The 18,005-nt window shown below is 66.4% G+C and carries 28 protein-coding genes; 1 reads left to right on the forward strand and 27 read right to left on the reverse strand.

Translation table 11 applies throughout. The features are described 5' to 3' along the window. Positions 1–142 precede the first annotated feature (142 nt). The 20 genes from rplO to rpsJ form a co-directional block, all read right to left on the reverse strand. Positions 143–835: a 50S ribosomal protein L15 gene (gene rplO, locus J2Y42_RS00005; protein WP_309853371.1), complete on the reverse strand. Its 693-nt coding sequence runs from the start codon at positions 833–835 to the stop codon at positions 143–145. Next, positions 835–1,020: a 50S ribosomal protein L30 gene (gene rpmD / locus J2Y42_RS00010; protein ID WP_018191951.1), complete on the reverse strand. Its 186-nt coding sequence runs from the start codon at positions 1,018–1,020 to the stop codon at positions 835–837. The genes rplO and rpmD overlap by 1 nt, the downstream gene beginning before the upstream one ends. Then, entirely contained in the window at positions 1,020–1,733 is a 714-nt protein-coding gene (rpsE, locus tag J2Y42_RS00015; protein ID WP_018191952.1) for a 30S ribosomal protein S5, read from the reverse strand. Before rpsE ends, rpmD begins: the two co-directional genes overlap by 1 nt. Further along, positions 1,730–2,101 carry a 50S ribosomal protein L18 gene (gene rplR, locus J2Y42_RS00020; protein WP_309853385.1) on the reverse strand — a complete coding sequence of 124 codons (372 nt, stop codon included), beginning with the start codon at positions 2,099–2,101 and terminating at the stop codon, positions 1,730–1,732. Before rplR ends, rpsE begins: the two co-directional genes overlap by 4 nt. Before the next feature lie 2 nt (positions 2,102–2,103). Next, a complete protein-coding gene (gene rplF / locus J2Y42_RS00025; protein ID WP_018191954.1) occupies positions 2,104–2,640 on the reverse strand; it encodes a 50S ribosomal protein L6 in 537 nt (178 codons plus the stop codon). Positions 2,641–2,646: 6 nt separating this feature from the next. Then, a complete protein-coding gene (gene rpsH, locus J2Y42_RS00030; protein ID WP_309853390.1) occupies positions 2,647–3,045 on the reverse strand; it encodes a 30S ribosomal protein S8 in 399 nt (132 codons plus the stop codon). A 99-nt stretch (positions 3,046–3,144) separates the two neighbouring features. Then, positions 3,145–3,732, reverse strand: a complete 588-nt coding sequence (rplE, locus tag J2Y42_RS00035) for a 50S ribosomal protein L5 (RefSeq protein WP_309853395.1) — start codon at positions 3,730–3,732, stop codon at positions 3,145–3,147. Beyond that, a complete protein-coding gene (rplX, locus tag J2Y42_RS00040; RefSeq protein WP_018191957.1) occupies positions 3,732–4,091 on the reverse strand; it encodes a 50S ribosomal protein L24 in 360 nt (119 codons plus the stop codon). Before rplX ends, rplE begins: the two co-directional genes overlap by 1 nt. 3 nt (positions 4,092–4,094) lie before the next feature. Continuing rightward, a complete protein-coding gene (gene rplN, locus J2Y42_RS00045; RefSeq protein WP_018191958.1) occupies positions 4,095–4,463 on the reverse strand; it encodes a 50S ribosomal protein L14 in 369 nt (122 codons plus the stop codon). Next, positions 4,460–4,765 (reverse strand): 30S ribosomal protein S17, encoded by a 306-nt coding sequence (rpsQ, locus tag J2Y42_RS00050; protein ID WP_309853402.1) that lies wholly within the window; start codon positions 4,763–4,765, stop codon positions 4,460–4,462. Before rpsQ ends, rplN begins: the two co-directional genes overlap by 4 nt. Next, positions 4,765–5,094 carry a 50S ribosomal protein L29 gene (gene rpmC, locus J2Y42_RS00055; protein WP_089908569.1) on the reverse strand — a complete coding sequence of 110 codons (330 nt, stop codon included), beginning with the start codon at positions 5,092–5,094 and terminating at the stop codon, positions 4,765–4,767. Before rpmC ends, rpsQ begins: the two co-directional genes overlap by 1 nt. After that, positions 5,094–5,513: a 50S ribosomal protein L16 gene (rplP, locus tag J2Y42_RS00060; RefSeq protein WP_018191961.1), complete on the reverse strand. Its 420-nt coding sequence runs from the start codon at positions 5,511–5,513 to the stop codon at positions 5,094–5,096. Before rplP ends, rpmC begins: the two co-directional genes overlap by 1 nt. A gap of 2 nt (positions 5,514–5,515) precedes the next feature. After that, entirely contained in the window at positions 5,516–6,283 is a 768-nt protein-coding gene (gene rpsC / locus J2Y42_RS00065; protein WP_020076940.1) for a 30S ribosomal protein S3, read from the reverse strand. Beyond that, the gene (gene rplV / locus J2Y42_RS00070; RefSeq protein ID WP_018191963.1) at positions 6,283–6,675 is read right to left on the reverse strand and encodes a 50S ribosomal protein L22; all 393 of its coding nucleotides are present in this window, start codon (positions 6,673–6,675) and stop codon (positions 6,283–6,285) included. The genes rpsC and rplV overlap by 1 nt, the downstream gene beginning before the upstream one ends. Before the next feature lie 25 nt (positions 6,676–6,700). Next, a complete protein-coding gene (gene rpsS / locus J2Y42_RS00075) occupies positions 6,701–6,982 on the reverse strand; it encodes a 30S ribosomal protein S19 (protein ID WP_018191964.1) in 282 nt (93 codons plus the stop codon). 12 nt (positions 6,983–6,994) lie between these two features. Further along, a complete protein-coding gene (rplB, locus tag J2Y42_RS00080; RefSeq protein ID WP_018191965.1) occupies positions 6,995–7,834 on the reverse strand; it encodes a 50S ribosomal protein L2 in 840 nt (279 codons plus the stop codon). A 24-nt stretch (positions 7,835–7,858) separates the two neighbouring features. After that, positions 7,859–8,155: a 50S ribosomal protein L23 gene (gene rplW, locus J2Y42_RS00085; RefSeq protein WP_018191966.1), complete on the reverse strand. Its 297-nt coding sequence runs from the start codon at positions 8,153–8,155 to the stop codon at positions 7,859–7,861. Beyond that, positions 8,155–8,805: a 50S ribosomal protein L4 gene (gene rplD / locus J2Y42_RS00090; protein ID WP_018191967.1), complete on the reverse strand. Its 651-nt coding sequence runs from the start codon at positions 8,803–8,805 to the stop codon at positions 8,155–8,157. The genes rplW and rplD overlap by 1 nt, the downstream gene beginning before the upstream one ends. A 5-nt stretch (positions 8,806–8,810) precedes the next feature. Then, a complete protein-coding gene (rplC, locus tag J2Y42_RS00095) occupies positions 8,811–9,470 on the reverse strand; it encodes a 50S ribosomal protein L3 (RefSeq protein ID WP_020076939.1) in 660 nt (219 codons plus the stop codon). 14 nt (positions 9,471–9,484) lie between these two features. After that, entirely contained in the window at positions 9,485–9,793 is a 309-nt protein-coding gene (gene rpsJ / locus J2Y42_RS00100; RefSeq protein ID WP_018191969.1) for a 30S ribosomal protein S10, read from the reverse strand. A 451-nt stretch (positions 9,794–10,244) separates the two neighbouring features. Here rpsJ and J2Y42_RS00105 point away from each other — a divergent pair, with 451 nt between their 5' ends. After that, positions 10,245–10,397 carry a hypothetical protein gene (locus J2Y42_RS00105; RefSeq protein WP_309853416.1) on the forward strand — a complete coding sequence of 51 codons (153 nt, stop codon included), beginning with the start codon at positions 10,245–10,247 and terminating at the stop codon, positions 10,395–10,397. 338 nt (positions 10,398–10,735) lie between these two features. Here the strand turns inward: J2Y42_RS00105 and tuf are convergent, their stop codons facing one another. The 7 genes from tuf to J2Y42_RS00140 all read right to left on the reverse strand — a co-directional run bounded on the left by tuf (position 10,736) and on the right by J2Y42_RS00140 (position 17,949). Beyond that, complete coding sequence (tuf, locus tag J2Y42_RS00110; RefSeq protein ID WP_018191971.1) at positions 10,736–11,929, reverse strand: elongation factor Tu; 1,194 nt, start codon at positions 11,927–11,929, stop codon at positions 10,736–10,738. Positions 11,930–12,045: 116 nt separating this feature from the next. Next, the gene (gene fusA, locus J2Y42_RS00115) at positions 12,046–14,160 is read right to left on the reverse strand and encodes an elongation factor G (protein ID WP_309853420.1); all 2,115 of its coding nucleotides are present in this window, start codon (positions 14,158–14,160) and stop codon (positions 12,046–12,048) included. Between the two features lie 99 nt (positions 14,161–14,259). Continuing rightward, positions 14,260–14,730 carry a 30S ribosomal protein S7 gene (gene rpsG / locus J2Y42_RS00120; protein ID WP_018191973.1) on the reverse strand — a complete coding sequence of 157 codons (471 nt, stop codon included), beginning with the start codon at positions 14,728–14,730 and terminating at the stop codon, positions 14,260–14,262. Further along, a complete protein-coding gene (gene rpsL / locus J2Y42_RS00125) occupies positions 14,730–15,104 on the reverse strand; it encodes a 30S ribosomal protein S12 (RefSeq protein ID WP_011186743.1) in 375 nt (124 codons plus the stop codon). The genes rpsG and rpsL overlap by 1 nt, the downstream gene beginning before the upstream one ends. Before the next feature lie 358 nt (positions 15,105–15,462). Then, entirely contained in the window at positions 15,463–16,485 is a 1,023-nt protein-coding gene (locus tag J2Y42_RS00130) for a hypothetical protein (protein ID WP_309853440.1), read from the reverse strand. A 2-nt stretch (positions 16,486–16,487) separates the two neighbouring features. After that, entirely contained in the window at positions 16,488–17,534 is a 1,047-nt protein-coding gene (locus J2Y42_RS00135; protein WP_309853443.1) for a hypothetical protein, read from the reverse strand. A gap of 118 nt (positions 17,535–17,652) precedes the next feature. Then, positions 17,653–17,949, reverse strand: coding sequence for a WXG100 family type VII secretion target (locus J2Y42_RS00140; RefSeq protein WP_018191976.1), 297 nt, complete (start codon positions 17,947–17,949; stop codon positions 17,653–17,655). Between the last annotated feature and the right edge of the window lie 56 nt (positions 17,950–18,005).

Consider the following 18,005-nt stretch of genomic DNA (forward strand, 5'->3'; position numbering starts at 1 on the left):
CTCGCTAAACATTTCCGGCGGGCTCTGCGGGGGGGGCCCAAACCCCCCCCCACGGGCCCAAAACACCCGCGCCTCTTGTTTACCAAAGCGTCTGGGGGGGGGCGGGCCCCCCGCCCCCCCGACTCAGCTGCTCTGCGGATGACTACTTGACGGAGCCACCTGCGGCGACGATCTTCTGCTCAGCAGAGCCGGAGACCTTGTCGACCGCAACGTTCAGCTTAACCGCAATGTCCCCGTTGCCGAGAACCTTGACCTTCTCGTTCTTGCGAACGGCACCCTTGGCGACCAGGTCGGCGACGGTGACGTCACCGCCCGACGGGTACAGCTCGGCGAGCTTCTCCAGGTTCACGACCTGGTACTCGACGCGGAACGGGTTCTTGAAGCCGCGCAGCTTCGGCGCACGCATGTGCAGCGGAAGCTGGCCGCCCTGGAAGCCCGGACGCACCTGGTAGCGCGCCTTGGTTCCCTTGGTACCGCGACCGGCCGTCTTGCCCTTGGAGCCCTCACCGCGTCCGACGCGGGTCTTCTCCTTCTTGGCGCCGGCGGCGGGGCGCAGGTGGTGCACCTTCAGGACCTGCTCGCGCGGGGCGGCGACGTCCTTCTTGGCGGAGGACTTCGCGGCCGGCTTTGCGGCCACGGTGTCGTCCGTGCTGGAGGCGGCGGCCTTGTCGGCAGCGGCCGAAGCCGACGCCTTCTTGGCCGGAGCCTTCTTCGCGGTGCTGGTCTTCTCGGCGGCCGGCTTGTCGGCGGCAGCCTTCGTGCTCGCGGCCTTGGTCGCGGGCTTCTTGGCGGCCGGCTTCTCGGCGGCCTCTGTGGTGGCCTTCTCTTCAGCCATTAGTCAATCTCCTCGACCTTCACCAGGTGAGCGACGGTGTTGACGTACCCACGGTTCTGCGGGTTGTCCTCGCGGACGACGACGTCACCGATGCGCTTCAGTCCCAGACTGCGCAGCGTGTCGCGCTGGTACTGCTTCTCGCTCACTTTCGACTTGATCTGCGTGATCTTCAGACGCGCAGCCATCAGGCACCTGCCTTTGCGGTCGCGGCGGCCTCGGCCAGCGCTGCCTCGGTGCGAAGCAGGCGCGCCGGGGCGACCTGGTCGTAGTCGAGACCACGGCGAGCTGCGACGGCGCGGGGCTCCTCGAGCTGCTTCAGCGCCTCGACGGTCGCGTGCACGATGTTGATCGTGTTGGACGAACCGAGCGACTTGCTCAGGACGTCGTGGATACCGGCGCACTCCAGGACGGCGCGCACGGGGCCACCGGCGATAACACCGGTACCGGCAGCAGCCGGACGCAGGAGGACGACGCCGGCGGCGGCCTCACCCTGCACCGGGTGCGGGATGGTGTTGCCGACGCGCGGGACGCGGAAGAAGTTCTTCTTCGCCTCCTCGACGCCCTTCGAGATCGCCAGCGGCACCTCACGGGCCTTGCCGTAGCCGACGCCCACCAGGCCGTTGCCGTCGCCGACGACCACGAGAGCGGTGAAGCTGAAGCGACGACCACCCTTCACGACCTTGGAGACGCGGTTGATGGTGACGACGCGCTCCAGGAACTGGCTCTTGTCGGCGTCACGGCTGCCACGGTCGCGGTTGGGGTTGCGCTCGCGGCCACCACGGCGCGGCTCGCGCTCGCTCCGGGTGTTGTTGTCGGTGCCCGCAGCGGTCTCCACCGGCTGCGCGCTGTCCGTTACCTGATCGGCCACGGTCTGCTCCTTGTTGTTCTCGTCGCTCACAGGTTCAGTCCACCCTCTCGAGCTCCCTCGGCGACAGCGGCGACGCGGCCCGCGTACTTGCTGCCTCCACGGTCGAACACGACGGCGTCGACACCGGCGCTCTTCGCGCGCTCGGCGACGAGCTCTCCGACCTTGCGGGCCTTGGCGGTCTTGTCACCGTCGAAGGTGCGCAGGTCCGCTTCCATGGTCGACGCGGAGGCCAGCGTGTGGCCCTTCGCGTCGTCGACGACCTGCACGAAGACGTGGCGGGCCGAACGGGTCACGACCAGGCGCGGACGGACCGCGGTGCCCTCGATCTTCTTGCGAAGGCGGGTGTGACGGCGGTCGCGGGCGGCCGCCTTGCTCTTTCCTCTGGTACCCAGAGCCATGATTACTTACCAGCCTTTCCGGCCTTGCGACGAACGACCTCGCCGGCGTAGCGCACGCCCTTGCCCTTGTACGGCTCGGGCTTGCGGATCTTGCGGATGTTCGCGGCGACCTCACCGACGGCCTGCTTGTCGATCCCGGCCACGGTCAGGCGGTTGTTGCCCTCGACCGTGAACGTGATGCCAGCCGGCGGCTCGACGGTCACCGGGTGCGAGAAGCCGAGCGCGAACTCGACAGCCGAGCCCTTCTGGACGACGCGGTAACCGGTGCCGACGATCTCGAGGCCCTTGGAGTAGCCCTGGGTGACGCCGATGATCTGGTTGTTGATGAGGGTGCGGGTCAGGCCGTGCAGCGAACGCGAAGCGCGCTCGTCGTCCGGACGGGTAACCAGGACCTGGTTCTCCTCCAGCTTGACCTCGATGGGCTCGGCGACGGTGAGGCTGAGCTCACCCTTCGGGCCCTTGACGGTGACGGCCTGGCCGTCGATCTTCACATCGACACCGGTCGGGATGTCGATGGGCAGTCTTCCAATACGCGACATGGCGGATTACCACACGTAGGCGAGGACTTCCCCACCCACGCCCTTCTTCTCAGCCTGACGGTCCGTGAGCAGACCGGAGGAGGTGGACAGGATGGCGACGCCGAGCCCGCCGAGCACCTTGGGGAGCTCCGTGGACTTCGCGTAGACGCGAAGGCCGGGCTTGGACACGCGCTTGATACCGGCGATGGAACGCTCGCGGTTCGGTCCGAACTTGAGCTGCAGGGTCAGCGTCTTGCCGACGCGGGCGTCGGTGACGTCCCAGCCGGAGATGTAGCCCTCGTTGGTGAGGATCTCGGCGATGTGGGCCTTGAGCTTCGAGTGCGGCATCGACACGGTGTCGTGGTGAGCCGAGTTCGCGTTGCGCAGTCTGGTCAGCATGTCTGCGACCGGATCTGTCATGGTCATTTCGGTTTTCCTTACGGTCACCAGGTTTCGTTCAGCCGGTACACGACTGACGACCTGTGGTGGAAGCGGGCCGGCCGGACGGCCGGCCCGCAGGTGGGCCTAGTTGGCCGCGTCGTTGGAACGGAACGGGAAGCCGAGCTGCTTGAGCAGCGCGCGGCCCTCGTCGTCGTTCTTGGCGGTGGTCACCACAGTGATGTCCATGCCGCGGACGCGGTCGATGCGGTCCTGGTTGATCTCGTGGAACATCGACTGCTCCGTGAGACCGAACGTGTAGTTGCCGTTCCCGTCGAACTGCTTGTCGCTGAGGCCGCGGAAGTCGCGGATTCGCGGAAGCGCGAGCGAGAGGAGACGGTCGAGGAACTCCCACATGCGGTCGCCGCGCAGCGTGACGTGCGCACCGATCGGCTGGCCCTCGCGCAGCTTGAACTGCGCGATGGACTTGCGGGCCTTCGTGACCTGGGGCTTCTGACCGGTGATCAGCGTGAGGTCGTTGACCGCACCATCGATCACCTTGCCGTCACGAGCCGCCTCGCCGACACCCATGTTGACGACGATCTTCACCAGACCGGGCACCTGGTGCACGTTGGTGAAACCGAAGTCGCCCTGGAGCTGCTGGGAGATCTCGTTCTTGTACTTCTGCTTCAGGCGCGGCTGGATTTTGCCAGCAGCGGTTGCAGTGTCGGTCATTACAGGTCCTTACCAGACTTCTTGGCGTAACGAACGCGGACCGTCTTGGTGACGCCGTCCTTCGTGACACTCTCTTCGCGGAAGCCGACGCGGGTCGGCTTCTTGGTCTCGGGGTCGACCAGCGCCACGTTCGAGACGTGGATCGGGGCCTCGTGGGTCTCGATGCCGCCGGTCTTCGTGCCACGCTGCGTCTGGCCGACGCGCACGTGCTTGGTCACGAAGTTGACGCCCTCGACGATGACACGGTTCTGCTCGACGAGAACCTCGATGACGCGACCCTGCTTGCCACGGTCACCACCGCGGGCCTGTGAACGGCCCGAGATGACCTGGACCAGGTCGCCCTTCTTGATGTTCGCCATGGGTTACAGCACCTCCGGTGCGAGCGAGATGATCTTCATGAACTTCTTGTCGCGGAGCTCGCGGCCGACCGGTCCGAAGATGCGCGTGCCGCGGGGGTCACCGTCGTTCTTCAGGATGACAGCGGCGTTCTCGTCGAACTTGATGTAGGAGCCGTCCGGGCGGCGGGTGTTCTTGCGAACACGCACGACGACCGCCTTGACGACGTCGCCCTTCTTGACGTTCCCACCCGGGATCGCGTCCTTGACCGTGGCGACGATGACGTCGCCGAGGCCGGCGTAGCGACGGCTGGAGCCGCCGAGCACGCGGATCGCGAGGAGCTCCTTGGCGCCGGTGTTGTCGGCGACCTTGAGTCGGGATTCCTGCTGGATCACTTGGCCTTCTCCAGAATCTCAACCAGGCGCCAGCGCTTGCTGGCGCTCAGGGGACGGGTCTCGTTGATGAGAACGAGGTCGCCGATGCCGGCGGTGTTGTTCTCGTCGTGCGCCTTCACCTTGGAGGTGCGGCGGATGACCTTGCCGTACAGGGGGTGCTTCACGCGGTCCTCGACCTCGACGACGATGGTCTTGTCCATCTTGTCGCTGACGACGTAACCGCGACGGGACTTGCGGTACCCGCGGACGAGGGCCTCGTCGGCCGCCGACTCCGCGGCCGCGGCCTTGGTGGTCTCAGCCATTACTTGGCCTCCTCATTCGTGGTGTCGACCTCGGCCTCGGCGGCCGGGGCCGCCTTCTTGGCACGGGTCTTCTTCTTCTCCGCCGGCGCTGCCTCGGCCGGGGCCGGGGTAGCCCGGATCCCGAGCTCGCGCTCACGGATCACGGTGTAGATGCGAGCGATGTCACGCTTCACGGCGCGCAGGCGGCCGTGGCTCTCGAGCTGGCCGGTGGCCGACTGGAAGCGCAGGTTGAACAGCTCTTCCTTGGCCTTCTTCAGCTCGTCGACGAGACGCTCGTCTTCGAAAGTGTCGAGCTCGCTCGAGGCAAGCTCCTTGGATCCGATCGCCATTACGCGTCGCCCTCCTCGCGCTTGATGATGCGTGCCTTGAGGGGCAGCTTGTGGATTGCACGGGTCATGGCCTCACGAGCGAGCTGCTCGGAGACTCCGGAGACCTCGAAGAGGACGCGACCCGGCTTGACGTTGGCGACCCACCACTCCGGCGAACCCTTACCGGAACCCATTCGGGTCTCGGCCGGCTTCTTCGTGAGCGGACGGTCGGGGTAGATGTTGATCCACACCTTGCCGCCACGCTTGATGTGACGCGTCATGGCGATACGAGCGGACTCGATCTGACGGTTGGTCACGTAAGCGGGCGTCAGGGCCTGGATGCCGAACTCGCCGAAGGAGACCTTCGTGCCACCGGTCGCCTGGCCGCTACGGCCGGGGTGGTGCTGCTTGCGGTGCTTGACTCTGCGTGGGATCAACATGGTTATGCCTCAACTCCTGCTGCGGCCGGCGCGCCAGCGGTCTCGGGGGCGTTGCCCCGGCCACCGCGACGCGGACGGTCGTTGCGCTCGCGCGACGGCTTCTGGTTGGCCTGCTCGCGAGCCAGTTCCTTGTTCGTGATGTCGCCCTTGTAGATCCACACCTTCACACCGATGCGACCGAAGGTGGTCTTGGCCTCGTAGAAGCCGTAGTCGATGTTGGCGCGGAGCGTGTGCAGCGGCACACGACCCTCGCGGTAGAACTCGGAGCGGCTCATCTCGGCGCCGCCGAGACGGCCGGACACCTGGATACGGACACCCTTGGCACCGGCGCGCTGCGCGCCCTGCAGGCCCTTGCGCATCGCGCGGCGGAAGGCCACGCGGGCGGAGAGCTGCTCGGCGATGCCCTGCGCGACGAGCTGGGCGTCGGCCTCGGGGTTCTTCACCTCGAGGATGTTCAGCTGGATCTGCTTGCCCGTGAGCTTCTCGAGGTCGGCGCGGATGCGCTCGGCCTCGGCGCCACGACGACCGATCACGATGCCCGGACGGGCGGTGTGGATGTCGACGCGGACACGGTCACGGGTGCGCTCGATCTCGATGCGGGACACGCCCGCGCGGTCGAGCGACGTCTGAAGCAGACGGCGGATCTTGACGTCCTCGGCGAGGTAGTCGCTGTAACGCTGACCCGGCTTGGTGCTGTCGGAGAACCACCGCGACACGTGGTCGGTGGTGATCCCCAGACGGAAGCCGTACGGATTGACTTTCTGACCCATTACTTGCTCGCCTTCTTGCTGACGGGGGCGGCCTCGGCCTCGTCCGGCGTCGCGAGGACGACCGTGATGTGGCTGGTGCGCTTGTTGATGCGGAAGGCCCGGCCCTGTGCACGCGGCTGGAACCGCTTGAGGGTGGTCCCCTCGTCCACGAAGGCGCGGCTCACGTACAGGTCCTGCTCGTCCAGGTAGGTGTTGCTCTGGTCGGCCTTGACACGCGCGTTGGCGATGGCCGAGGCGACGAGCTTGTAAACAGGCTCGCTCGCGCTCTGGGGGGCGAACTTCAGGATGGCCAGGGCCTCCTGAGCCTGCTTGCCGCGGATCATGTTGACGACGCGGCGGGCCTTCATGGGGGTAACGCGGATGTGTCGCACGCGGGCGATCGACTCCACCATTTCTCTCCTCCTTACGCCACCGCGATCAGCGGCGGCGACCCTTCTTGTCGTCCTTCACGTGTCCACGGAAGGTGCGGGTCGGCGCGAACTCGCCGAGCTTGTGACCGACCATGGTCTCGGTGACGAACACCGGGATGTGCTTGCGACCGTCGTGCACGGCGATGGTGTGACCCAGCATGGCCGGGACGATCATCGAGCGGCGCGACCAGGTCTTGATCACGTTCTTGCTGTTGGCCTCGTTCGCGGCGACCACCTTGCGAAACAGGTGCTCGTCGACGAAGGGGCCCTTCTTGAGACTGCGTGGCATCTTCTCGAACTCCTACTTGCGCTTCTTGCCGGCGTTGCGACGGCGGACGATGAGCTTGTCGCTTTCCTTGTTGGGGTGGCGCGTACGGCCTTCCTTCTGACCCCACGGGCTGACCGGGTGGCGACCACCGGAGGTCTTGCCCTCACCACCACCGTGCGGGTGGTCGATCGGGTTCATCGCGACACCACGCACGGTCGGGCGAACGCCCTTCCAGCGCATGCGGCCGGCCTTGCCCCAGTTGATGTTCGACTGCTCGGCGTTGCCGACCTCGCCGACGGTGGCGCGGCAGCGCGCGTCGACGTTGCGGACCTCACCGGAGGGGAGGCGCAGCTGGGCGTAGGGGCCGTCCTTCGCGACGAGGCGGACCGAGGCACCGGCCGAACGGGCGAGCTTGGCGCCACCGCCCGGCTTCAGCTCGATCGCGTGAACGACGGTACCGGTCGGGATGTTGCGCAGCGGCAGGTTGTTGCCCGGCTTGATGTCCGCGCCGGCACCCGACTCGACGACGTCGCCCTGCTTCAGGCCGGCGGGCGCCAGGATGTAGCGCTTGGTGCCGTCCACGAAGTGCAGCAGCGCGATGCGCGCCGTGCGGTTGGGGTCGTACTCGATGTGGGCGACCTTGGCGTTGACGCCGTCCTTGTCGTTGCGACGGAAGTCGATCACGCGGTACTGGCGCTTGTGGCCACCACCGATGTGACGGGTCGTGATGCGGCCCTGGTTGTTGCGGCCACCGGTCTTCGACAGCGGACGGAGAAGGGACTTCTCCGGCGTCGAGCGGGTGATCTCGGCGAAGTCGGCGACCGAGGAGCCGCGACGACCGGGGGTCGTGGGCTTGTAGTTACGAATTGCCATGTCTGTTTTCCTCTAGTCCTTCGCTCAGCCGACGGCCGTGAAGATGTCGATGGAACCGGACTTCAGCGTGACGATGGCGCGCTTAGTGTCCTTGCGCTTGCCGGTGCCGAAGCGGGTGCGGCGGGTCTTGCCCTGACGGTTCAGGGTGTTCACCGACGCGACCTCGACCTTGAAGATCGACTCGATGGCGAGCTTGATCTCGGTCTTGTTCGAACGCGTGTCGACGAGGAAGGTGTACTTGCCCTCGTCGATCAGGCCGTAGCTCTTCTCAGAGACGACCGGGGCGATGATGACGTCGCGCGGGTCCTTGTTGACGGCCATTACGCGTTCACCTCTTCCTTGTTGCTCTTGGCGGCGATGAAGCCCTCGAGCGCCGCCTGCGAGAAGACGATGTCGTCGCTCACCAGGACGTCGTAGGCGTTCAGCTGGTCGTAGGTCAGCACGTGCACGGTCGGGACGTTGCGGACGCTCTTGAAGGCGAGCTCGTCGTCACGCTCGAGCACGACGAGGACGTGCTTCGAGGTCGCGATGCCGCTCAGCAGGTCGACGACCGCCTTGGTCGAGGGCGCGTCACCGGTGGTGAAGGCCTGGACCGCGTGGAGGCGGCTGCCGCGGGCGCGGTCCGAGAGAGCACCGAGCAGAGCAGCGGCGATCATCTTCTTCGGGGTGCGCTGGGCGTAGCTGCGCGGCGTCGGTCCGTGGACGATGCCACCACCGGTCATCTGCGGGGCGCGGATGGAACCCTGGCGGGCGCGACCGGTGCCCTTCTGCTTGAACGGCTTGCGGCCGGCGCCGGAGACCTCGCCACGACCCTTGGTCTTGTGCGTGCCCTGGCGCGCCGCGGCGAGCTGGGCGGTGACGACCTGGTGGATCAGCGGGATGTTGGTCTGAACGTCGAACAGGGCGTCGGGAAGCTCGATGGAGCCGGCCTTCTTGCCCTTGAGGTCGACGACGTCAATCGAGGTAGCCATTTACCTTAGGCCCCCTTCACTGCGTTGCGGACGAAAACGATGCGGCCACGAGCGCCGGGAACGGCGCCCTTGACCAGCAGCAGGCCCTTCTCGGCGTCGATGCCCTGCACCTTGAGGTTCAGGACGGTGACGCGCTCGCCACCCATGCGACCGGCCATGCGCATGCCCTTGAAGACACGGCTCGGGGTCGAGGAGGCGCCGATGGAGCCCGGCTTGCGGTGGTTGCGGTGCGCACCGTGCGAAGCGGAGACGCCCTGGAAGTTGTGGCGCTTCATCACACCGGCGAAGCCCTTACCCTTCGAGGTCCCGACGACGTCGACCAGCTGGCCGACCTCGAAGGTCCCGTCGACGGTGAGCTCCTGGCCGGCCGCGTACTCGGCGGCGTCGGCGGTGCGGACCTCGGTGAGGTGACGACGCGGGGTGACGCCCGCCTTGTCGAAGTGGCCGGCGGACGGCTTGTTGACCTTGCGCGGGTCGATCTGGCCGTAGGCGATCTGGACGGCGTTGTAGCCGTCGGCCTCGGGGGTGCGGACCTGGGTCACGACGTTCGGCGTGATCTCGATGACGGTCACGGGGATGAGCTTGTTGTTCTCGTCCCAGACCTGGGTCATTCCGAGCTTCTTGCCGAGGAGGCCCTTGGAAGTCTTCGTGTCAGCGTTGGACATGGTGGCACTCCCCCTTAGAGCTTGATCTCGATGTTGACGTCGGCGGGCAGGTCGAGACGCATGAGCGAGTCGACGGCCTTCGGCGTCGGGTCGATGATGTCGATCAGCCGCTTGTGCGTGCGCATCTCGAAGTGCTCGCGGCTGTCCTTGTACTTGTGGGGCGAACGGATGACGACCACCACGTTCTTCTCGGTGGGAAGCGGCACCGGGCCGACGACGGTAGCGCCGGCACGGGTCACCGTGTCGACGATCTTGCGCGCCGAGGTGTCGATGACCTCGTGGTCATACGACTTAAGCCGAATGCGGATCTTCTGTCCCGCCATGTCTGACTCTCTCTCTTGTTATGGCGTCGTACGAGACGGCTCTCTCGAGCCGTTCTTCGCATTGGACGCGGGCGACGTACGCGGTGGAACGCCACTATTCTTCTGTCAACTCGTTTCCGAACCCGTTGCAGGCACAGAGTTAGCCCCTGGTCTCGTGGGTGTTCGAATTGAGCGTGTCCTGCTGCCTGCGGCCTAACCTCACGTCGCCAAGACCGCGAATGAACACGGTGCGACGGGCTATGCACTGCCTGGCAGTGATCCGGTCGAAGCGCGCGTAGACGCGCTCGTTCCGGAATGTTGAACTAGACAAGTTTGCCAGATCGCAGCCCAACCTGCAACCCGGGCGTGTCGCGCGCGCGGGAAACCATCCGTAGCCAGAGCGGGCCGCTGTGATGCACCATGTGCGTGCACGCTCATCACCAGCCGCGCAAGTGCGGCGGAAGGAGCAGGGATGCGAGACGACGATGAGGACGGCTGGCCGGCGCATGCGCAGTCGCGGTCCGATCACGGCGACCAGGTGTACTCGTGCACGCTCATCGTGCGATTGACCTCCGGCATCGAGCTGGAGTACGACCTCGACCCTCGTCGGCTGTCGCTGCCGTAAGCGAGCTCACCGCGCTGCGCCCCGAACACAGAGGAGCGGGGCCGACCGAAGCCGACCCCGCTCGAGTGGCGCCTCGCGCCGCCACTCAGTTGATTGTCCACGACCGCTACGCGGCCCCCGAACTTCCGTTACGAGAACCCTTCAGCGATGTGGGCTGGTTTGCGAGGCTGTGGGAATCCATAGGCGCTCCTCTCGTCGAACGGAACCGTCCGGTTGAAACGGTGCGTCCATTCTGCGACCGCACCGGCCCCAGGTAAAGCGGTCGGAGCAGATCGCCAGGAACGCGAAAGAGGGCCGGACCCGAAGGCCCGACCCTCTCACGAGTGAAGTCGAAGGACTTACTTGATGATCTTCGTCACCGTACCGGCGCCCACGGTGCGGCCACCCTCACGGATGGCGAAGCCGAGGCCCTCCTCCATGGCGATCGGCTGGATCAGCTCGACCGACATGTCGGTGGTGTCGCCGGGCATGACCATCTCGGTGCCCTCGGGCAGCGAGATGACGCCGGTGACGTCGGTGGTACGGAAGTAGAACTGCGGACGGTAGTTCGTGTAGAAGGGGTTGTGACGGCCACCCTCGTCCTTCGAGAGGATGTAGGCAGTGCCCTCGAAGTTGGTGTGCGGGGTCACAGAACCCGGCTTCGCCACGACCTGGCCGCGCTCCACGTCCTCGCGCTTGGTACCGCGGAGGAGCAGACCACAGTTCTCGCCGGCCCAGGCCTCGTCGAGCTGCTTGTGGAACATCTCGATACCCGTGACCGTGGTCTTCTGCGTCGGGCGGATGCCGACGATCTCGACCTCGGAGTTGATGGCCAGGGTGCCACGCTCGGCGCGGCCCGTGACGACCGTGCCACGACCGGTGATGGTGAAGACGTCCTCGATCGGCATGAGGAACGGCTTGTCCTTGTCACGCACCGGGTCGGGGATGGAGTTGTCGACGGCGTCCATGAGGTCGAGGACCGACTGGACCCACTTCTCGTCGCCCTCGAGAGCCTTGAGGCCCGAGACGCGCACGACGGGGGCGTTGTCGCCATCGAAGTCCTGGCTGGAGAGCAGCTCGCGAACCTCGAGCTCGACGAGCTCCAGGATCTCCTCGTCGTCCACCATGTCGGACTTGTTCAGCGCGACGAGCAGGTAGGGGACGCCGACCTGCTTGGCGAGCAGAACGTGCTCACGGGTCTGAGCCATCGGGCCGTCGGTGGCGGCGACCACGAGGATCGCGCCGTCCATCTGAGCAGCACCGGTGATCATGTTCTTGATGTAGTCGGCGTGACCCGGGGCGTCAACGTGCGCGTAGTGGCGCTTCGGCGTCTCGTACTCGACGTGCGAGATGTTGATCGTGATACCACGCTGACGCTCTTCCGGAGCCGAGTCGATCGACGCGAAGTCGCGCTGAACGTTGGTCGCCGACGGGTACTTGTCAGCAAGCACCTTGGAGATCGCCGCGGTGAGCGTCGTCTTGCCGTGGTCGACGTGACCGATGGTTCCGATGTTGACGTGCGGCTTAGTCCGCTCGAACTTGGCCTTAGCCACTGTGGGTCCTCCTCAGGACTCTCGTGTAGAGGCGCCGGTCGATGGATTTCGACCGGAAGCTCTACGGGATTGGTTTCTTATGTTACGGGATGTTGCCGAAGGCTTGAGACCCGAGGTCACTCGCCCTTGCTCTTCTGAACGATCTCGTCGGCCACAGCCTTCGGGACCTCCGCGTAGCTGTCGAACTGCATCGAGTACACCGCGCGGCCCGAGGTCTTCGACCGCAGGTCACCGATGTAACCGAACATCTCCGACAGCGGGACGTTGGCACGCACCACCTTGACACCGCTGGCGTCCTCCATGGACTGGATCTGCCCGCGACGGGAGTTCAGGTCGCCGATGACGTCGCCCATGTACTCCTCCGGCGTACGGACCTCGACCGCCATGAGCGGCTCGAGGAGCACCGGGTTCGCCTTCCGAGCGGCCTCCTTGTAGGCCATCGAGCCGGCGATCTTGAACGCCATCTCCGAGGAGTCGACGTCGTGCGCTGCACCGTCGACGAGCGTCGCCTTGACGCCCACCGTCGGGAAGCCGGCGAGAACGCCGACCTGCATCGCGTCCTGGATACCGGCGTCCACCGAGGGGATGTACTCGCGCGGGACGCGACCGCCGGTGACGGCGTTCACGAACTCGTACGAGGTCTCCGGGGTGACCTCCATGGGCTCCAGGCTGATCTGCACCTTTGCGAACTGACCGGAACCACCGGTCTGCTTCTTGTGGGTGTAGTCGTACTTCTCCACCGTGCGGCGGATGGTCTCGCGGTAGGCCACCTGGGGCTTGCCGACGTTCGCCTCGACGTTGAACTCGCGCTTCATGCGGTCGACGAGGATGTCGAGGTGGAGCTCGCCCATGCCCTTGATGACGGTCTGGCCGGTCTCCTGGTTCTGCTCGGTGCGGAACGTCGGGTCCTCTTCGGCCAGCTTCTGGATCGCGGTGCCCAGCTTCTCCTGGTCGGCCTTCGTCTTCGGCTCGATGGCGACCTCGATCACCGGCTCCGGGAAGGTCATCGACTCGAGCACGACCTGGTTGTCCGGGTCGCTCAGGGTGTCACCCGTGGTGGTGTCCTTGAGGCCGATCACCGCGTAGATGTTGCCGGCGGTGACGAAGTCGACCGGGTTCTCCTTGTTGGCGTGCATCTGGAAGATCTTGCCGATGCGCTCCTTCTTGCCCTTGGTCGAGTTGATGACCTGGGCGCCGGAGTCGATGCGGCCCGAGTAGACGCGCACGTAGGTGAGGCGACCGAAGAACGGGTGCACAGCGACCTTGAAGGCCAGGGCGGAGAACGGCTCGGTGGCGTCGGCGTGGCGCAGGATGACCTGCTCCTCGTCGCGCGGGTTGTGCGCCTCGATGGCGGGCACGTCGAGCGGCGACGGCAGGTAGTCGATCACAGCGTCGAGCATCGGCTGCACACCGCGGTTCTTGAACGCCGAACCGCAGAGCACCGGGTAGATCTCGTTGTTCACGGTGAGCTTGCGGATGGCCGCCTTGATCTCCGGAACGGTGATCTCCTCGCCGCCGAAGAACTTCTCGAGCAGCACGTCGTCGCTCTCGGCGACGGTCTCGATCAGCTTCGCGCGGTACTCCTCGGCCTTGGCCTGGAGGTCGGCGGGGATCTCCTGGACCTCGTACTTGGCGCCCATGGTGACATCACCCTTGGCGTCGCCGGGCCAGACCAGCGCGCGCATCTCGATCAGGTCGACGACGCCGACGAAGTCGGACTCCGAGCCGATCGGGAGCTGCATCACCAGCGGCTTGGCGCCGAGGCGCGAGACGATGGTGTCGACGGTGAAGTAGAAGTCGGCGCCGAGCTTGTCCATCTTGTTGACGAAGCAGATGCGCGGGACGACGTACTTGTCAGCCTGACGCCACACGGTCTCCGACTGGGGCTCGACGCCCTCCTTCGCGTCGAACACGGCGACGGCGCCGTCGAGGACGCGGAGCGAACGCTCCACCTCGACGGTGAAGTCCACGTGACCGGGCGTGTCGATGATGTTGATCTGGTTCTTGTTCCAGAAACAGGTCACGGCCGCGGACGTGATGGTGATGCCGCGCTCCTTCTCCTGCTCCATCCAGTCGGTGGTCGAGGCGCCATCGTGCGTCTCGCCGATCTTGTGGTTGACGCCCGTGTAGAACAGGATGCGCTCGGTCGTAGTGGTCTTGCCGGCATCGATGTGGGCCATGATGCCGATGTTGCGGACCTTGTTCAGGTCGGTGAGCACGTCCTGTGCCACAGGGTTCCTCCGAATTGTTGAAAGTGAGGGGTGCCGTCCGGGCGCGGCACTATGAGGTATAACGCCCGGACGGCCAGATTTATTACCGCGGTGCGGTGCTTACCAGCGGTAGTGGGCGAAGGCCTTGTTCGACTCGGCCATCTTGTGGGTGTCCTCGCGACGCTTGACAGCGGCGCCGAGACCGTTGGACGCGTCCAGGATCTCGTTCTGGAGACGCTCGGTCATCGTCTTCTCGCGACGACCCTTGGCGTAGCTGGTGAGCCAGCGGAGCGCGAGCGTGTTCGCGCGGTGCGGCTTGACCTCGACCGGCACCTGGTAGGTCGAGCCACCGACACGGCGGGAGCGGACCTCGAGGGTCGGACGGATGTTGTCGAGAGCCTTCTTCAGCGTGGTGACCGCGTCCTGGCCGGACTTGGTGGCGACACCCTCGAGCGCGTCGTAGACGATGCGCTCGGCGAGGCCCTTCTTGCCGTCGAGGAGGATCTTGTTGACGAGCTGGCTTACGACCGGCGCGCCGTACACCGGGTCGGCGACGACGGGGCGCTTCGGAGCGGGACCCTTGCGAGGCATTACTTCTTCTCCATCTTCGCGCCGTAACGGCTGCGAGCCTGCTTGCGGTTCTTCACGGCCTGGGTGTCCAGGGCGCCACGAACGATCTTGTAGCGGACACCCGGGAGGTCCTTCACACGACCGCCGCGGACGAGCACCATCGAGTGCTCCTGCAGATTGTGGCCCTCACCGGGGATGTAAGCGGTGACCTCGGTCCCGTTCGACAGCTTCACACGGGCGACCTTGCGGAGCGCCGAGTTCGGCTTCTTGGGGGTGGTGGTGTACACACGCGTGCACACGCCGCGCTGCTGCGGGTTGGCCTTCAGGGCGGGAGCCTTGGTCTTGGTGACCTTCGGCGTCCGGCCCTTACGGACCAACTGCTGAATGGTTGGCACTGAACTTCTCCTTATATGGACTGCACGGTGACAGTTGTTGCTTCTTCCCCATGAGCCACCCACCGGCTTCGCGCCCGTCATCGGAACGATGGAGGCTGTCGTCGGGTGGAACGGCACTTGGGGGAATCGGACGGCAGAACCGGCCGATATGCCGTGGGGGCGGGGGTCCCGTGCGGTCTCCCTGCCCATCGGATGAGTACGTGCCAGCCCGCTCGCTCCTGGCCCGGAAACCGGGCACGAAGCAAGCGCGCGACAGAGCGCACACCCGATAAATACTATCCGTCGGGCGCCGGTCGGTCAAATGAGCACGGGCCCGGACGCCCGGTGTCCGCGCACGGCGAAACCCGTCGTCGTGCCCTCAGCCCTGGGTCGCGCCGTCGTCGTACTGCGGGGTGAAAACGGCGGTGCCGTCGGAGTCGAATGTCACGAATCCGAAGTACTCGAAGGAGAACGGATCCGTCGACGCCGTACCGGTCGAGCCGTCCGTCGGGCTCGTCACCGTGCCCGAGGCCTCGATGGTCCCCTCGTCGCTCGACACCATCCATCCGCCATGCGCCCACCCGGTGTCGACCGAGACGAAGGGGCGGTGGTCCAGCTTCCACTGGACGCCGCTCACCGTGTAGCCGTCGTCGGTCGTGTCGTCCACGACGAACGGGCAACCGGCCGGATCGGGAACGGTGGTAGCGAGGCACGCATCCAGCCACGCGTCGACCGCGGCGCGGGCGGCCGTGTCGCCATCGGACGACAGCTGAGCCGGGAACCGGATGGTCTTCGTGCGGTCGGCCGGGCTGGATGCCACGTCCGCATCCCAGATCCGGTAGGCGTCGTCGGGCGACGTGAAGCTCATCGGGTAGCTGCCGGGGAGAGCGCGCAGCGAGACGATCGTGCGCAGCGCCTGCTTCTCCGGTCGGACGCCGGCGATGGAGTAGGTCATGCCGTCCGGTGCCTGAACCTCGAACGAGACCGTGTCCGGTGCCACCTTCGCCATGCGCCAGAGCGGGACACCCGGCAGTCCGCCGGTCCGTTCGAACGCGAACGTTCGACGCTGCTCCTGGTCGCCCTGCGTAAGAACAGCCTCGACCGTGGTGCGGCCGGACCGGGTCACCGGGTGGCCGACGGTGAACGAGGTGACGCGATGCGTGGCCTTGGCATACGCCTTATCGGTCAGCAGGATGTCACCGGCCGAGCGGTGGATCCCGGCGATGCGCATCGCCTGCTCCGCCTTCCCGTGCTCCAGTGCCGTCAGGTACCGCGTGACCAGGGTGCGCGGAAGGTCCCGCGCCATGCCGATCGTGGCGACCGACATCACGGCGCCTGCCGCGGTGGCGAGCACCACGAGCGCGGCGCCCAGCCACAGCGCCGTCCGTGTCGACTTCCCCACGATCAGCCCTGCGACCCGTCGCCGCGCGCCGGCGTGAAGACGGCCCCGTCACCGGTGAAGGTGACCGTGCCCGAGTACGCGAACGGGATGTCGCCGGTCGAGACCTGTCCGGTGGCGCCGTCGGCGAGCCTGGTCACCTTCGCCGTCGCCGTGACCGAACCGCCGGAGCCGCGGACGTCCCAGCCTCCGTCGTGCCAGTCGCCGTACATGTCCACCTCGGGGCGGGTCACCAGCGCCCAGCGGAGATCGCTCAGCCGGACGCCGTTCGCGGTCTCGTCCTTCACCAGGAACGGGCAGTTCGCCGGAGCGGCGTCCTGCGTGGCGAGGCAGGCGTCCAGCCAGTCCTCGACGGCCTTCTTCGCATCCGCGTAGCCCGTCTCCGAGAGCTCGGCGGCGAACAGCGTCGGAGTGACGACGCTGCCGACCGGGTGCGAGATGGCGACACCGCTCTTCGCGGAGTAGTCGCGGCTCGACGAGCTCACCTTCACCGGGTAGCTGCCGGGGAGGGCGCGCAGCTTCGCAAAACCGTCATCGCTCGACGGCTTGGTGCCGGCGATGGTGAAGCTCAGGCCGCTGGGCCCGGGGGTCTCGACCTCGACGGTGTCCGGTGTGACGGGCGCCAGCTTCCACAGCGGAAGGAACGGCAGGCCGCCCGCGCGGACGACGCGGAAGGAGCGGTGGTACGGACGGTCGCCCTGCTCGACCGTCGCATCCACCGTCGTCACTCCCTTGCGGGTGACCGGCGCGCCGAGCGTGTACGAGGTGATGCGGTCGGTCGCGGTGGCGTAGGCCTTCTGGGACAGCAGGATGTCGCCCGAGCGCGGCGTGATCCCGCCCAGCTTCATCGCCTCGCGGGCGTGGCCGTGGACGAGTGCGTCGAGGTAGCGAGCGACCACGGTGCGGGGCATGCTCTGCGCCGCCGCGACGGTGGTGACGGAGAAGAAGGCGCCGGCGGCCGTGCACAGCACAGCGGCGGCGGCGAGGACCCACCAGAACCAGCGGACGCGGACGGTGCGCTTCGCGGGCGCGGCTTCGGACTCGGTGCTCACGTGGACTCCCCCATACCGGCCGGAAACCCATCGGCCGACAGTCAGCTTAGGGGCGGGACGCAGAAGAGCGCGGGCACCCGTTCGGGGTACCCGCGCTCTTCTGTCGTGTGGGTTCGGCTCAGCCGCCGATGCCCTTGGCGAGCTCGCTGTCGACGTTCTGCAGAGCGTCGGCCGCCTTGGTGAGGAACTGCGACATCCCGTCGAGTCCGTTCACCGCCTCGGTGGTGCCCTTGGTGAACTGCTCGTACGAGGTGTGGAAGGCGCCGGACGCCTGGTCGGTGACGAAGCCCCCGTTCACGAGCCCGTTCACCAGATTCTGCAGCTCGTGGAGCTTCGCGGTGATGTCGTCCTTGCCCGCGATGAGGCGGTTGGCGGCATCGGTCATCTCGCCGTACGTGACGTTCATGTTGGCCATGACGGTCCTTATCCCTTCGGTTCGAAAGAGGCCGTACCCCCGGGGCCGACCAGCTA

The sequence above is a fragment of the Leifsonia sp. 1010 genome (genome assembly GCF_031455295.1).
GTDB lineage: Bacteria > Actinomycetota > Actinomycetes > Actinomycetales > Microbacteriaceae > Leifsonia.